At 46.3% G+C, this 14,727-nt stretch carries 15 protein-coding genes; all 15 read right to left on the bottom strand.

Features of this window, described 5'->3' with window-relative positions; genetic code table 11:
* Nucleotides 1-377: 377 nt before the first annotated feature.
* The 15 genes from MKY98_RS00385 to hslO all read right to left on the bottom strand — a co-directional run bounded on the left by MKY98_RS00385 (nt 378) and on the right by hslO (nt 14,672).
* Nucleotides 378-911, bottom strand: coding sequence for a hypothetical protein (locus MKY98_RS00385; RefSeq protein WP_069011240.1), 534 nt, complete (start codon nt 909-911; stop codon nt 378-380).
* Nucleotides 912-1,205: 294 nt separating this feature from the next.
* The gene (locus MKY98_RS00380) at nt 1,206-2,543 is read right to left on the bottom strand and encodes a TrkH family potassium uptake protein (protein WP_029514640.1); all 1,338 of its coding nucleotides are present in this window, start codon (nt 2,541-2,543) and stop codon (nt 1,206-1,208) included.
* Nucleotides 2,544-2,628: 85 nt separating this feature from the next.
* Entirely contained in the window at nt 2,629-4,155 is a 1,527-nt protein-coding gene (gene lysS / locus MKY98_RS00375; RefSeq protein ID WP_069011239.1) for a lysine--tRNA ligase, read from the bottom strand.
* 110 nt (nt 4,156-4,265) lie between these two features.
* A complete protein-coding gene (gene greA / locus MKY98_RS00370) occupies nt 4,266-4,742 on the bottom strand; it encodes a transcription elongation factor GreA (RefSeq protein ID WP_013308160.1) in 477 nt (158 codons plus the stop codon).
* A gap of 214 nt (nt 4,743-4,956) precedes the next feature.
* Nucleotides 4,957-5,985, bottom strand: a complete 1,029-nt coding sequence (dusB, locus tag MKY98_RS00365) for a tRNA dihydrouridine synthase DusB (RefSeq protein ID WP_069011238.1) — start codon at nt 5,983-5,985, stop codon at nt 4,957-4,959.
* Nucleotides 5,986-6,029: 44 nt separating this feature from the next.
* On the bottom strand, nt 6,030-6,230 hold the full coding sequence (locus MKY98_RS00360) for a helix-turn-helix domain-containing protein (RefSeq protein WP_176715713.1): 201 nt from the start codon (nt 6,228-6,230) through the stop codon (nt 6,030-6,032).
* A complete protein-coding gene (folK, locus tag MKY98_RS00355) occupies nt 6,182-6,730 on the bottom strand; it encodes a 2-amino-4-hydroxy-6-hydroxymethyldihydropteridine diphosphokinase (RefSeq protein WP_029514636.1) in 549 nt (182 codons plus the stop codon). The genes MKY98_RS00360 and folK overlap by 49 nt, the downstream gene beginning before the upstream one ends.
* 9 nt (nt 6,731-6,739) lie before the next feature.
* Nucleotides 6,740-7,102 (bottom strand): dihydroneopterin aldolase, encoded by a 363-nt coding sequence (folB, locus tag MKY98_RS00350; protein WP_013368705.1) that lies wholly within the window; start codon nt 7,100-7,102, stop codon nt 6,740-6,742.
* A gap of 449 nt (nt 7,103-7,551) precedes the next feature.
* Nucleotides 7,552-8,418 (bottom strand): dihydropteroate synthase, encoded by an 867-nt coding sequence (gene folP, locus MKY98_RS00345; RefSeq protein WP_029514634.1) that lies wholly within the window; start codon nt 8,416-8,418, stop codon nt 7,552-7,554.
* Entirely contained in the window at nt 8,415-9,311 is an 897-nt protein-coding gene (locus MKY98_RS00340; RefSeq protein ID WP_029514633.1) for an aminotransferase class IV, read from the bottom strand. Before MKY98_RS00340 ends, folP begins: the two co-directional genes overlap by 4 nt.
* A 3-nt stretch (nt 9,312-9,314) precedes the next feature.
* Entirely contained in the window at nt 9,315-9,890 is a 576-nt protein-coding gene (gene pabA, locus MKY98_RS00335) for an aminodeoxychorismate/anthranilate synthase component II (protein WP_013308153.1), read from the bottom strand.
* A gap of 5 nt (nt 9,891-9,895) precedes the next feature.
* Entirely contained in the window at nt 9,896-11,518 is a 1,623-nt protein-coding gene (locus MKY98_RS00330; RefSeq protein ID WP_029514631.1) for an anthranilate synthase component I family protein, read from the bottom strand.
* Nucleotides 11,519-11,644: 126 nt separating this feature from the next.
* Entirely contained in the window at nt 11,645-12,583 is a 939-nt protein-coding gene (gene cysK / locus MKY98_RS00325) for a cysteine synthase A (protein ID WP_029514630.1), read from the bottom strand.
* A gap of 239 nt (nt 12,584-12,822) precedes the next feature.
* Complete coding sequence (locus MKY98_RS00320) at nt 12,823-13,767, bottom strand: peptidyl-prolyl cis-trans isomerase (RefSeq protein ID WP_069011237.1); 945 nt, start codon at nt 13,765-13,767, stop codon at nt 12,823-12,825.
* Nucleotides 13,768-13,787: 20 nt separating this feature from the next.
* Nucleotides 13,788-14,672, bottom strand: coding sequence for an Hsp33 family molecular chaperone HslO (hslO, locus tag MKY98_RS00315; RefSeq protein WP_025718327.1), 885 nt, complete (start codon nt 14,670-14,672; stop codon nt 13,788-13,790).
* Nucleotides 14,673-14,727: the final 55 nt, after the last annotated feature.

Raw genomic sequence — 14,727 nt, 5'->3', positions numbered from 1 at the left:
CCTGGAATATTATCACGTTAATTGCCAAACTTAGATAGGCGACGTTTTAGGCAAATCACAAAATTTATTTTAAAATTTGTGTAACACATCATGTATGCTGTCTGTCATCTCACAAAAAATAATTGTGTTGCTTCTGTTGGTCTGTGTTCAAATCGAAAGGGATACATGTGTGTGAAAAAAGGTAGCGAGGCGAAAATAAGGTGACTGTCAAAGCGAGTTAAACATAAAATCCGCATATTTTTGTAAATATTTACATTCCGATGACAGACTCACCCCACTACCGGAAGTAACCACTTCATTTTCACCAACAATGACTCTCCCGATTTGAACATCCTGAGTGACCAGCCAGATATCATCTAAGTGTAAAACCTTAACCTTTATAGACTACGCTTTTGTTTTTTGGGAGCTAAAGTATAGCTAAAGGAGACAACAAAGTCGATTACCAGAACGATCGCCCATGTTTGCATAATGCCCTCCAAAGACACCGTACGCTGAGGATCATCAACATACACAATGATGGCGAGCAACAAAGCATTACCTATAGCCCAGCCCAAAAGGTGAAGCAACCAACCTATCCGTTCCTCTTTTGCATGAGCAGCACCATACTTGCGTTCAGGCTTGGGCCCCTTACCAAACCAATGGGAGAACCGTACATCCGCCCACTTAATTAACCTATGACCAAATGCTACTGTAATACCAAAATAACAGGCCGCCAAGCCAGTAGCAGTCGTAATCTCCATGCCACTTTTCACCGTGATAAACACCGCAATTAGTAGCAGGATATCAATAATGGGGGTAAATAGTAAAAGAAGACCGCCTAACTTCTTCAAGCCAAACATATACCTTGCGATCAAGCCTGCAACAACAAAAACCCAAAATAAAACTTCGGCACTAATAATAAATAAATACATAATAGATGATTCCTTTCAAATTAGAAATTGGTATTCACCTCAACTATCCCCCTTTCATGCCCACTATCATACAATATTATACATAATATTCCTAGTATTTTGTCTATAATTACATAAAAGGAAACAAATAGCCGTTTTTTTCTGCAAAAAACAGTATCTGTTCAAACTATTTCGTCTTGTTCTCAAAATGGGCATTTTACATGATATGCTACCCATAAAGAATTATGATGATCTGAAATGAAAAAAAGATGTACCTATGCTAATCAGCACGGGTACATCTTTTTTACAGATACACTATCCAATTACGATATGCCCTTCGGGACGACGGTACAATGTCTTGGTTGAGCGTGGACGAATGGCATAGGCTATCGTAAGAGGACCAATTCGACCAATAAACATAGTCACACAAATAATCAGCTTGCCTGCGTCAGACAACCCTGGCGTCACTCCTACGGATAACCCTACCGTTCCGATTGCGGAAGCAGCCTCAAATGCCAGGGAGAGAAATGGGGCATCCTCTGTCATTAAGAGCAGTATAACCACAATCGAGAATATAAATAGGGCTAGTACAATAATGGTCAGCGCCCGCATCATGATATCTTTGGGGACCCTATGACGGAAAAACACGATTTCCTTCTGTCCTCGCATGACGGCGATTAGCGCACCTACCATAAGCAGAAACGTAGTCGTTTTGATTCCTCCTCCAGTTGAGCCTGGAGAAGCACCGATAATCATCAGCAACATAATAAAAAACTGACTTGCCTGCCTTAACCCGCTGATATCGACTGTGCTCGTACCCGATGATCTCGTGGAGACCGATTGAAAGACAGCTCCATATACTTTGCCTTCCCAGTTCAGTGCACCCAAGGTTCGTGCATTGGTAAACTCAAAAATAAATAAAACCAGCGCACCAATCACAATGAGCACTCCCGACACGCTTAGCACCATTTTGGAGTGTAGAGACAGTCTCCGGGTACGGCGAAAATCGAACAGATCGCTAAGCACCAGGAAACCCAAGCCTCCTGATATAACTAGCACAGATGCAATCATATTGAAAACAAAATCTCCAGCGTATTGTTGGAAGCTAGTCCCGAACAGATCGAATCCCCCGTTATTAAAGAGGGATACGGAATGGAATATTCCATAATATATCGCTTGTCCGACAGGCATTTCTCGCATCCACCGCAAAGCCAAGACAACGGCAGCTATCGCCTCAATGGTAAAAGAAAAGATCAGCACCTTGCGAATAATACGCACGATCCCTTCCATGCTATCGGCATTAATAGCCTCCTTAAGCAGCAACCGATCCTTCAGCGATAATCGCCGCCCCAATAACAGCGCAAACAAGGTCGCTAAGGTCATAAACCCCAGCCCGCCTAGCTGCATCAGCACCAAAATGACGGTTTCGCCAAACATCGTATACGTTGAATCGACGTCAACGACGACCAGTCCTGTGACACAAGCGGCTGAGACGGACGTAAAAAGCGAATCAATCCAATGCGGAGCATGACCACTATGATTGGCAACAGGAAGCATCAGTAGCAAAGTACCCAATGCAATAATCAATAAATATCCAATGACCAATATAAAAGGAGGCGATGCGAACCGACTAAGCTTGACGCTGCGTTTCATTAGAGTATTCTCTCCATCCGTTCTTATGAAAAAGAGGAACAAGACACGGGAAACCCGGCTGATCCTCTATATTCATAATGTTATGTTATTCTACTGTACGGTTACGCATATGCGGGAAAAGCAGCACATCGCGAATGGAAGGCGCATCTGTCAGCAACATGACCAAACGATCGATGCCGATGCCCAATCCGCCTGTTGGCGGCATACCGTATTCCAAGGCGCGGATAAAGTCATCATCCATTTCATGAGCCTCATCGTTACCGTGCTCACGTTCCAGCAATTGAGCTTCAAAACGTTGGCGCTGGTCGATTGGATCATTCAGCTCAGTAAACGCATTCGCATGCTCACGAGCGACCACGAACAGCTCGAAGCGATCCGTAAACCGCGGATCTTGTTCGTTTTTCTTGGCCAACGGCGAGATTTCAACCGGATGTCCAGTAATAAAGGTCGGCTGAATGAGCGTTTCCTCTACGAACTGCTCAAAGAATGCATTCAGGATATGGCCAAATGTCATGTGTGGTTCAACCGGAACTTTATGCTCTTTCGCAAGGCGATGAGCTTCTTCATTACTCATCTGCACGCTAAAGTCTACGCCTGTTACTTCTTTAACAGCATCAACCATGGAGACTCTGCGCCATTGCGGCGTCAGATCCACTTCCTGGCCTTGATATTGAATGTGCTGTGTGCCCAGTACTTCCTGCGCAATATGTGCAACCATGTTTTCCGTCAATTGCATGATATCTTTATAATCAGCATACGCTTCATACAGCTCAATCATCGTAAACTCAGGGTTATGGCGGGTCGAAATACCTTCATTACGGTATACACGTCCGATCTCATATACTTTCTCCATTCCGCCGACAATTAGTCGTTTCAAATGGAGCTCAATAGCAATACGCATATAAAGCTGCATGTCCAATGCATTATGGTGCGTAACAAATGGCTTCGCTGCCGCCCCGCCAGCAATGGAATGCAATGTTGGAGTTTCAACTTCCAAATAGCCAAGCGAATCGAGATAACGACGCATGGATTGAATAATACGGGACCGTGTAATGAACGTTTTTTGTACTTCAGGGTTCATAACCAGATCGACATAGCGCTGACGGTAACGCAATTCAACATCCTTCAGACCATGATATTTCTCCGGTAATGGATACAAGGATTTGGACAAGACCTCAATATCCAGCACTTTGATCGTCGTTTCGCCTGTTTTGGTCTTAAAGAGCACACCCTTAACACCAACAATATCACCCAGATCCAAAATACCAAATGCTTTATATTTGGATTCAGGTACCGTGTCTTGACGAACATAAATTTGAATACGTCCGCTAAGATCCTGTATATGAGCAAAGCTGGCTTTCCCCATCACACGTTTAGCCATAATACGGCCTGCTATGCTAACTTCAATATTCTTTTCTTCCAGTTCTTCCTTGGTCAAGCTGTCATACTTGCTCAGTAGTACGCCCGCTTCAGCCGTGCGTATGTATTTGCGTCCAAACGGATCAATGCCCAATGAGCGAAGCTCGTCCAATTTGGCACGACGAATTTGCAATAGTTCACTTAATTCCTCGCGATTTTCTTGTGATTCCTGGTTAGTAGTTTCATCCGACATGGTGCTAAATCAGCTCCTTCAATATGAATAGACGGGCCGGGGTCCGTCCGGGTGTAGAGAAAAAAAGCTTCCACCAGGAAGCTTTTACATTAAATTCCAAAGTCCGTGTCTTATTTCTTGATATCCACGATTTTATATTGAATAACGCCTGCTGGAACGGTGACATCCACAACAGTTCCCTTTTTCTTACCGAGAATTGCCTTGCCAACCGGACTTTCATTCGAAATTTTGTTCTGTAGCGGGTCGGATTCGGCAGAACCTACGATAGCATACTCTGTAATATCTCCGAATTCCAAATCTTCAACAGTCACAGTTGCACCTACTCCCACAACATCGGTGTCAATTTCATCACTATTGATAATGCGGGCATTGCGTAGCATCTTTTCCAACGTAATTACACGGCCTTCAATAAAGGCCTGCTCATTCTTCGCATCCTCATATTCGGAGTTTTCACTAATATCTCCGTATCCGATGGCTACCTTAATCCGTTCAGCCACTTCGCGGCGTTTGACAGACTTTAAGTTCTCAAGCTCATCTTCGAGCTTTCTAAGACCTTCCTGTGTCAGAATGACTTCTTTATCGCTCATCTTAACCGATTCTCCTGTCATGGGAAAAGTTTAAAAGTGCATCGGAATGCACGCTTTCAAAACATAATATGCCACTCTGAGGGAATGAGAACATTTCCTGCTGTTGTCTTGAGAGCTGCACACAATTTGTAGCATACATCAAGATTTTATACTGAACGATTATAGGGCAAGCAATTGGAAAAGTCAATCGCGTGCGCAGGCCGGAACAGCTTCCTTATTGCGCAACAGCAGCAGGAGATACAGCGCTTGTAGAAAGTTCATCGTTTTCCACCATGTGCAATTGAGATAGAAATTGATCCAAAATACGTACCATATCGTCGCGCTTTGTTTCTTCCATAATGGCATCCTTAATACGTGCTGAACCTTTAAGCCCCTTGAGGTACCAAGCCAGATGCTTGCGCATTTCACGGACAGCTACTGCTTCACCCTTCAATGCAACCAGACGATCCATATGCAGAATGGCAATACGAATTTTTTCTTCCGGTGAAGGATCGGGCAACAGCTCGCCTGATTGCAAGTACTCAATCGTACGGTAGAGCATCCACGGATTCCCGAGAGCACCGCGTCCGATCATAACGCCATCACAATTGGTCAAATCCAGCATACGGCGAGCATCTTCCGGTGATGCCACATCGCCATTTCCAATTACTGGAATGGAAACTGCTTCTTTAACTTCTTTTATAATATCCCAATTCGCATGTCCCGTATACAGTTGCTCCCGTGTACGGCCATGTACGCTAACGGCCTGTCCTCCGGCACGTTCAACAGCGCGAGCGTTCTCTACGGCATAAATATGCTCACTGTCCCAACCAATACGCATTTTCACAGTAACCGGCTTGTTTACTGATTCCACTACCGCCGATACCATTTCATAAATCTTGTTTGGATCGAGCAGCCAACGAGCACCTGCATCACATTTGGTCACTTTGGGAACCGGGCAACCCATATTGATATCAATAATATCTGCATTCGTTTCCTGATCTACGACCTTCGCTGCTTCCACCAAAGATTCGCGGTCTCCCCCGAAAATTTGCAAGCTAAGCGGCTTCTCACGCTCATCTACAAACAGCATCTCGCGCGTACGCTTGTTGCCGTGAATGATCGCTTTATCACTAACCATTTCTGCACATACCAGACCTGTACCGAATTCCTTGGCGATCAGGCGAAAAGCAGGGTTGCACACGCCTGCCATCGGAGCCAGAACGACTTGGTTTTTCATTTCAATACCGCCGATTTTCAACATATCTGTTCACCCCTTTATTCTTTCTTTTGTATCATTATTTATCGTCATTCCGTCAGTTCCCGGACTTCAATTCCTAGCGTTTGGGCGATAATGTTCAGCATGTCTAAGTCTATTGTACGATTGCCTCGCTCCACAGCACCTAATACAGTCAAAGATATACCGGTACGCTCTGCCAACTCCTGCTGTGTGAACCCTTTTAGTTTCCGAAAGGCGCGGAGTCGTTGCGCCAGCTGCATGTTTTCCAAAGCTGTATGCCGTCCTTTCCATCCACAGAATTCAATGCAGTATGCACGATACTGTACAGACCGGACGGATCTTGGTTCGGAACGATGTCAGCCAAGGGAACCAGCACAAAAGCACGCTCCAACATGCGAGGGTGAGGAAGCTCCAAATCCGGTGTAGCCAGTTGTGCCGCTCCCATCCATAACAAGTCCAGATCAATGGTTCGTGGACCATTAGGAATATGTCTTACTCTCCCCAGACGACTCTCCACCTCCAGCATATATACCAGAAGCTCCTCTGGAGCAAGTGTTGTAGATAGGGCTACCGTCATGTTCAAAAAAGAAGGTTGATCCAGATACCCAACAGGCTCTGTTTCGTACAGGCTGGAGCACCGTATTACCCGGATACCCGGATGTTCGTCCAGCGCCGTAATGGCTTCATACAGGGTATGCTCGCGCTCCCCCAAATTAGCCCCTAAAGCAATATAAGCCTCTGATGCCTCAGAGGTCGAATGTGCATTCATGTATCGTTCCTACTTTCTTGCGCGATAAAGCTCAACCGTCACGCCTTGAAAATGAATATCAAATGGCGGATGCGGCTTCGTGACTTTGACAGTCAGTGCATTGACACTAGTATAAGTGTCCAGTAGGGAAGATGCAATACGTTCGCCCAAAGCTTCAATCAATTGGTAAGACTCCTTTTCTACAATATCTTTAACGGTGTAATGCACCTCTGCGTAATTAACCGTTTTGTCCAAAGCATCCTGCTCACCCGCTTCACGCAGATCAAGCTCCAGTTCCAAATCAATATAGTAACGTTGTCCCAGCTTACGTTCCTCTGGAAAAACGCCATGATATCCGTAATACTCCATACGATGCAATTTCATTTTATCCATTGTGGGTAGGCCCCCTGTTATTTATTAGATTTTTCTAAATAAGCTCAACTAAAGGTGTACACGCGGCACCACTACGCGGTCGGATGGTACTTCCCATCGCTGTTGTGCCCAGATTTCCTTATATTAGGATAAAACGGTTGGAATCCTGGCACAAAGGCGACCGCTTCGCTTGTACAGCACCATTCCGTCCACTTCGTTTTCGTTCTACTATTTTTTCCGTTCTTCTTACATTAATTTCTCTCTAAAAAATACAGTGACTTTATGGTGCGTTGTAGCGGAATGAAGGATTTGAATCCGGAGAAGCGTAGCGCTCGCCTCCAAAGCTTTTCAAGGAAAAGCTACATCGTAAGCATATACTCAACGGGATTCCTACAGTCATATGTTTTACCAATTCAAAAGAATCCCGTTGCAACAGCGATCACAGGATCAAATCATTCATGAAGCGTCTCCTAACCACCATAACTCAGTGCATTTTTAGACCCGTACACCATCGCATCACACATACGTACGGTGCGCTTGATTTGCGCCACATCGTGTACACGCACAATCTGGCACCCTTGAGCAATGCCAAAAGCAACAGTAGCCGCCGTGCCCTCCACCACATCATTCACAGGCAAATCCAGTGCTGTACGAATAAATCTTTTGCGCGACGTAGCCAATAACAGCGGAAAGCCCAGCTGACCCAATCTATCGAGAGAAGTCATGGCATGAATATTTTCATCGTAATCCTTGGCAAAACCGATACCTGGGTCTAAAATGATCTGTTCCTCACGTACCCCCGCATCCAGCGCTAATCGGATACTCTCTTTTAAATCGGACAGCATATCAGAAACCAAATCACTATAGTTATGGTCATGACGATTATGCATCAAAATGACCGGGCAATCGAATTCCGAAGCTACACGTGCCATATCAGGGTCTGCCTTAAACCCCCACACATCATTAATGATATGTGCGCCAGCTTCGAGTGCCTTTCTGGCTACTTCAGCTTTGTAAGTATCTACAGATAATGGAATGTGCGGTGCGATACGATGGATGGCCTGGACGACCGGAATGACCCGAGCCAGCTCCTCTTCCACACCTACTGGATCATGACCGGGACGGGTAGACTCCCCGCCAATGTCAATGATATCGGCTCCATCTTCCACCAGCTTCAATGCATGTAAAACAGCAATCTCCGGGTTATAATGTAATCCTCCATCGGAAAATGAATCCGGGGTCACATTCAGTATACCCATGATCTGTGTGGAATGTCCGAGTGTAAGCTCGGCATCCCCCATTCGGTAACTACGTTGATAAAGGGTCGGTATGTTCACTTGATCCCTGCTTTCTGTCTATAATCGTGCAACAGCAAAGCTGTTATGGACCTGGGCTGCGTCAAGGGAACCGAAAAATGATTCGTTGTTCCTCCCGGCTCCAACAACAAATCCACGGGCCGTATTTCTTGTATAGAGTTGGTCATAAAAATTTCATCAGCCTGTTTCAACTCGTCCCAGCGGTACAGGCCCTGCTCACAAGGAATGTCTCGCAGATGCGCCAGCTCCAAAATGAATTCACGCGTAATGCCTGGCAGAATCCCTGTAGACAAGTCAGGTGTATACAGCGTATTATTCCGCACAAAGAACAGATTGCTGACCATTCCCTCTGCCAGGAAACCATTGGCCGTAAGCATCATTCCTTCAGCCTTATAACGGACAGCTTCGGCATACTGCTGAAGTTCCCGTTTCGCAAGAATATTATTCATATAATGGAGCGACTTCAAGCGAACCTCACCCTCTGGAGTGTTTCTGGGGATTCGCAACAACTGAAGCGCCGATGGGGAAGTCGATTGCCCAATTTGTGTATTGGTAGAGGGCAACGGCTTGGCAAACAAAATATGGTTGGGACGCGTATAGTCACCCGTCGGCAATCCTAGCACCTCTTCACCCGCTGATACGGTGTAGCGGATGTAGGCTTCATCCAACCCATTTGCCACCATCAGATGCTGGATGTGTTTCGTAAGCTGCTCCTCATCAGGTTGAAAAGGAATGCCGAGCATTCGGCAGCCTTCCTGTAGTCGATGCAGATGCCGATCCAGCAAGAATGGGGCGCCCTTGTAGGTGCGGAATGTTTCAAACAAGCCCATTCCGTATAAAAAGCCGTGATCACTTACGTGAACCACGGCTTTTGCGGCTTCCGTGAGGACGCCGTTGACTCCGATATATTTCATGAATCAAACGCCTACCTTGCGTTTTAGGAAATTGCGTAACAGCTGATGCCCGTAATCCGTAATAATGGATTCTGGATGGAACTGAACTCCTTCTACGGCAAATTCTTTATGCCGCAAACCCATAATTTCACCTTCTGCGGTTTCAGCGGTAATCTCTAGACACTCAGGTAGACTCTCGCGCTCTACCAGCAATGAGTGATACCGGGTTGCTGTGAACGGAGAAGGCAAGCCTTCAAATACTGACGTATTGTGATGAAGAATCGGTGAGGTTTTACCGTGCATGAGTCGTTCAGCCCGGATAACCTTACCGCCAAAAGCCTGTCCGATGGCCTGATGGCCGAGGCAAACGCCAAAAATCGGAATGCGACCTTTAAAATGGCTGATCACATCCAGTGATATCCCCGCCTCATTCGGCGTGCATGGACCCGGCGAGATCAAAATATGCTCTGGTGCCAGCTCTTCTATGCCTTTCACATCAATCTCATCGTTCCGTTTTACGGTTACTTCTTCGCCAAGTTCACCCAAATACTGAACAAGATTGTACGTAAACGAATCATAATTATCAATCACCAAAATCATACGACTCACCCTCCTGTGATACCGCTTCTGCTCAAAGCGGCTTCTTCTTCACCACATTGTACCGCCTTCATGACAGCTTTGGCCTTGTTCCGACATTCCCGATATTCCCTGTACGGGTCTGAATCAATGACGATCCCCGCACCTGTCTGTAAATAGGCAGTGCTGCCTTTAACAGCTAGTGTTCTTATTATAATATTTAATTCCATATTACCGTTATAGTCAATCCATCCAAGGGACCCAGTATAAGGCCCCCGCCGGACAGGCTCTAATTCTTCGATGATTTCCATCGTGCGCACCTTGGGTGCCCCGGTAATGGTTCCGCCTGGAAAAGTAGCCGCAATTACATCTATAGCTGTACGACCTGAGGCTAACTTCCCCTCCACCTGAGAAACCAAATGCATAACGTGCGAATAATACTCGACAGTCAGCAGTTCAGGTACATGCACCGATCCGTATTCGGCAATCCGTCCGATATCGTTACGCTCCAGATCGACGAGCATAATATGCTCGGCGCGTTCTTTTTCGCTTGATAGAAGCTCTGCTGCCATAGTGGCATCTTCATCCGGTGTTAGCCCCCTTCTTCTCGTACCTGCAATAGGTCGGGCGCTCACACGTCCATCCTCCAGCTTCACCAACAATTCTGGCGATCCACTGACGATCCGTAAATCCGGCATACGCAGCATACCCATATAAGGGGATGGATTCAGCAGACGAAGCCATTCATATATATTCTCAGGAAGGGCTGCAAGCGTACGTTGCTGACGAATCGACAAGTTAACCTGGAATACATCCCCTTGGGCAATATATTCCTGCACACGTCTTACGGCCTGTTCAAAATCTTGTTGGCTGAATGCCGCTGTCCAACCTTCAGATTCTTGATGAGCAGCCTCTAATCCTTTTTCGGACAGCCGAGCACAACGGCGAGGATGAGCTGGATCAGTCTCTCCCGCATGTATGATGTTCTTCCACTGAGTCAGCATGCGTTCTGCACGTTGGACCGCTTCGGCATAAAGTTTGCCAAGTATCGATATGGTCTCATCCACCATAAGCTCATTAGCCAAATCAGTCTGGCTACTGAATTCACCGGAGCGGGCAGGATTGGGCATATGAACAGCACAATATATGCAGGATTTTTCGTGATCATAAATCCATAACTCATTCACCCTCATCCATACATAATCAGGTATGCCCGTATCGTCTGCAGCTTGAGATGGCAAACGCTCCAACGAGCGAGCTACATCGTATCCAAGATAACCCGCAAATCCTCCAGAGAAAAAGGGCATGCCAGGTACACGCGGTGCACGGTAAGGAGCGATCCAGTTGTTCATGACTTTCAAAGGTTGACCATGTATATCTCCATGCTTCCCACTTTGCAAGTCAGTCCAAACTGCATGTTCTCCCTTGCCTTCCAATACAGCAACCGGATTTAAGGCCAGATAGGTGTACCTCCCACCTTTAGCGCTCTCCAGCAAAAAGGCATATGGCGACGAATCCTCCCAAGCCTTCCGCCACGATGACGGTAGCCCTCCCACGGGTAATGGGTACTCAGCGATATAGGGAAGTATGCTCCAGCCTTCCTCCTGCCAAACCTGCCACTGCGCCTCCGTCACTCTAGCTGTCGATTTCATCCGTGTGTGCTTCCCCTTCCCAACTTTTCAATAAGTCTACATTCTCTCCTTAAAAAGAAACCCCCACTCCCCTGCAACAGGGAAATGAGGGAATCCTTACGTATAGTATACACAATTACGACATAATTACAGCTCGAAATTGTACAGTGGTGTACTCAGGTAACGTTCTCCATTACTTGGAATAATGACAACGATCCGTTTACCCTTGCCCAATTGCTTAGCAAGTTTCAAAGCCGCATGGACAGCCGCGCCAGATGAAATACCGGACAAAATGCCCTCTTCCTTGGCCACTCTACGTGCTACCTCGAAAGCTTCGTCGTTTTCTACATGAATAATTTCATCATAGATATCACGGTTTAAAATTTCAGGAATAAAGTTGGCACCCAACCCTTGGATCTTGTGGGGTCCTGGCTTACCGCCTGCTAACAGCGGGGAAGAGGCAGGTTCTACGGCCACAACTTTAATATCAGGGAATTCTTTCTTAAGCACTTCACCGGCTCCAGAAATGGTTCCGCCAGTACCTATTCCCGCTATAAAAGCGTCCAGAGTTCCGCCAATGGAATGAATGGCTTCCACAATCTCAGGACCGGTCGTTTCACGGTGAATTTTGATATTAGCTTTGTTCTTGAACTGCTCAGCAGCAAAATAATCCGGATTTTCACTCAGCAATTCTTCCATTTTCTTAACGGACCCGTTCATGCCTTCTGATCCTGGTGTTAACACAAGTTCGGCTCCATAAGCGCGCAACAAATTACGACGCTCTATGCTCATCGTTTCTGGCATAACGATGACTGCCTTATAGCCCTTCGCAGCAGCAACCATAGCCAAGCCGATTCCTGTATTACCGCTAGTTGCTTCAATAATGGTACCGCCTGGCTTAAGCAGACCTTCACGTTCAGCTTCTTCTACCATACTAATCGCAATACGGTCTTTTACACTGGAGCCTGGGTTCTGATATTCCAGTTTCAAATAGATTTCAGCGCTATCTTCCGGTACGATCCGGTTGAGGCGAACGAGGGGGGTTTCCCCGATAAGTTCGGTGATGTTATTAACAACTTTAGCCATGATAATTCCTCCCTGACTGTAGATGATATATTAAAAAATGCGAAATCATATTGTAGATCAATCTTAGTCAATCACTTTAATTTTGTACCGTTCATTTAATTTCCGATAAAAATAGTGGGTTTTATACGCTAATCATAACAATCTTCAATTCCAATGTCAATACGAGTGAGTAAGCTGCGATGCTGTCAACCCGCGTTATCAGCATCGCGCTTCCTTCAAACCAATGTTCTTTCACTACGTTACAGAGAAGCGGAGGATGCATTCTTTCCAGATAAAATACGCGCTCCATACTTATCACGCAGACTCTTCTCAACCTCTTCCAAAGGAGCGGCTTGTGCAAGCGCAAGAGATCGACGAATTTGCTGCCGGATCTGCTGCTTATCCGGAGAATTCTTCAACCGGACATCCTGTACATAAATGACAGCATAGCCATCGTTAACAGAGATTGGACCCGCAACATCCCCAGAGCTTAGCTCTCTCGCCGCCTTCATAATCGCCTCCGGTTGCAATGGATCATATTCATCCACCCATCCCAGCTGTCCACTGCTATCTTTGTCGAAAGGCTTACCTGAATGCTCTTGAATCAGCACATCGAAGCTCTCCCCCTGCTTAACCCGGTCTAGCAACGCTTCTGCTTCCTCCGCATTATCCACATAAAGAGCTGCCAATTGGATCTGCTTACCGACGGCAAATTCCTCGGGATGCTGCTCCCAATACTCGTCAATCTCAGCTTCCTGAACTTGAATACCCTGCGTAGCTATTTTCTCCAAACCAATCCGGTATTCCGCTTCATTCCGCAAGTCAACCGGATCTAAGCCAAACTGTCGCTGCATTTCATCAAAGTAGGTATGATCTGATTCATACCCTTTACTATCCTGCTCCAGCACCTGCTGTAAATCCTCTTGGGTGATCTTGATACCGAGACGCTTGGTTTCAGCCTGCACGGCTTTACGATTCAACATTTGCAACAGCGTATTGGTTCCATATCGCTTTTTCAGTTCCGCTACCCACTGTTCCTCCGATATGCCTTCCTGACCCATCTCCGCCACAGTATGATCGCCGTCATCCTTGCTTACATCACCCGGCTTTGGCAGCCCCCGAAGCATGATAAGACCACCCAAGGCGGCGACGCTAACGGTCAGAATAATGACAGCTGTCCATAATCCCTTTTCCCGTGTAGTCATCGCTTGCACCGCCCATCCGGTTAGGCTTTGGCTTGATCTAACAGATTTTGCAGCTCATCTTTATTAAACTGATAAGCCTCATTACAAAAGTGACATACGACCTCAGCCTGTCCTTCTTCCTCAATTAACTGCTCTAATTCGCTTTCTCCCAAACTGATCAATGTTTTTTCCACGCGCTCACGTGAACACTCACATTGAAAATGGATATCCAATTCATCGAGAATCCGAACGTCCGGCAGCATCCAGCGCAGCATTTCATCAAGTTCCAGCCCTTGATCCAGCAAAGCGGTAACGGGCGGAATGGAGCTGACTGCATTTTCGATCGCAGTTATCTCATCATCATTCAAGCCTGGAAGCAACTGAATAATAAATCCACCGGCCACAATAACCGAGTTATCAGTATCTACCAGCACACCCAAGCCCACCGCTGACGGGGTCTGCTCCGATTTGGCAAAATAATAGGTAAAGTCCTCACCCAGTTCACCGGAAATAATCGGAGTACTGCCGCGATACGGTTCTTTTAACCCCAAATCCTTGATGATATGAATGAACCCCTCTGTACCTACAGCACCCGCTACATCCAGTTTGCCCATACTATTGCTCGGCAAATGCACATGTGGTTCAGTAACATAACCTCGTACTTCCCCTACAGCATTGGCATCAACGACGATTTGCCCAATCGGTCCATCACCTTTAACTTGAATGGTCAATCGCTCTTTGCCTTTTAGCATAGAACCCATAATAGCTCCTGCTGTGAGGGTTCGCCCTAAAGCAGCGGTAGCCGTTGGATACGTATCATGTCTTCTCCGCAATTCCTCTACCAATTGAGTTGTCCGAACAGCAAAAGCTCTAACCCTCCCATCCATGGCTGTGCCACGAATAAGTCGATCCTGCTTATTTTCCATATTGATATCCTCCCCTATTCTCCAGGACAGCTATGCTGCTTATTTTCGTTAGTAT

The organism is Paenibacillus sp. FSL M8-0228, from assembly GCF_038007385.1.
GTDB classification, from domain to species: Bacteria; Bacillota; Bacilli; order Paenibacillales; family Paenibacillaceae; genus Paenibacillus; species Paenibacillus polymyxa_D.
This window is presented reverse-complemented; position numbering and strand designations above follow the sequence as displayed.

What these genes read in the sequence shown, in the direction of transcription:
- MKY98_RS00385 (WP_069011240.1), bottom strand. Translation starts at nt 911, where the DNA reads ATGTATTTATTTATTATTAGTGCCGAAGTTTTATTTTGGGTTTTTGTT.
- MKY98_RS00380 (WP_029514640.1), bottom strand. Translation starts at nt 2,543, where the DNA reads ATGAAACGCAGCGTCAAGCTTAGTCGGTTCGCATCGCCTCCTTTTATA.
- lysS (WP_069011239.1), bottom strand. Translation starts at nt 4,155, where the DNA reads ATGTCGGATGAAACTACTAACCAGGAATCACAAGAAAATCGCGAGGAA.
- greA (WP_013308160.1), bottom strand. Translation starts at nt 4,742, where the DNA reads ATGAGCGATAAAGAAGTCATTCTGACACAGGAAGGTCTTAGAAAGCTC.
- dusB (WP_069011238.1), bottom strand. Translation starts at nt 5,985, where the DNA reads ATGTTGAAAATCGGCGGTATTGAAATGAAAAACCAAGTCGTTCTGGCT.
- folK (WP_029514636.1), bottom strand. Translation starts at nt 6,730, where the DNA reads ATGAATGCACATTCGACCTCTGAGGCATCAGAGGCTTATATTGCTTTA.
- folB (WP_013368705.1), bottom strand. Translation starts at nt 7,102, where the DNA reads ATGGATAAAATGAAATTGCATCGTATGGAGTATTACGGATATCATGGC.
- MKY98_RS00340 (WP_029514633.1), bottom strand. Translation starts at nt 9,311, where the DNA reads ATGAAATATATCGGAGTCAACGGCGTCCTCACGGAAGCCGCAAAAGCC.
- pabA (WP_013308153.1), bottom strand. Translation starts at nt 9,890, where the DNA reads ATGATTTTGGTGATTGATAATTATGATTCGTTTACGTACAATCTTGTT.
- MKY98_RS00330 (WP_029514631.1), bottom strand. Translation starts at nt 11,518, where the DNA reads ATGAAATCGACAGCTAGAGTGACGGAGGCGCAGTGGCAGGTTTGGCAG.
- cysK (WP_029514630.1), bottom strand. Translation starts at nt 12,583, where the DNA reads ATGGCTAAAGTTGTTAATAACATCACCGAACTTATCGGGGAAACCCCC.
- MKY98_RS00320 (WP_069011237.1), bottom strand. Translation starts at nt 13,767, where the DNA reads ATGACTACACGGGAAAAGGGATTATGGACAGCTGTCATTATTCTGACC.
- hslO (WP_025718327.1), bottom strand. Translation starts at nt 14,672, where the DNA reads ATGGAAAATAAGCAGGATCGACTTATTCGTGGCACAGCCATGGATGGG.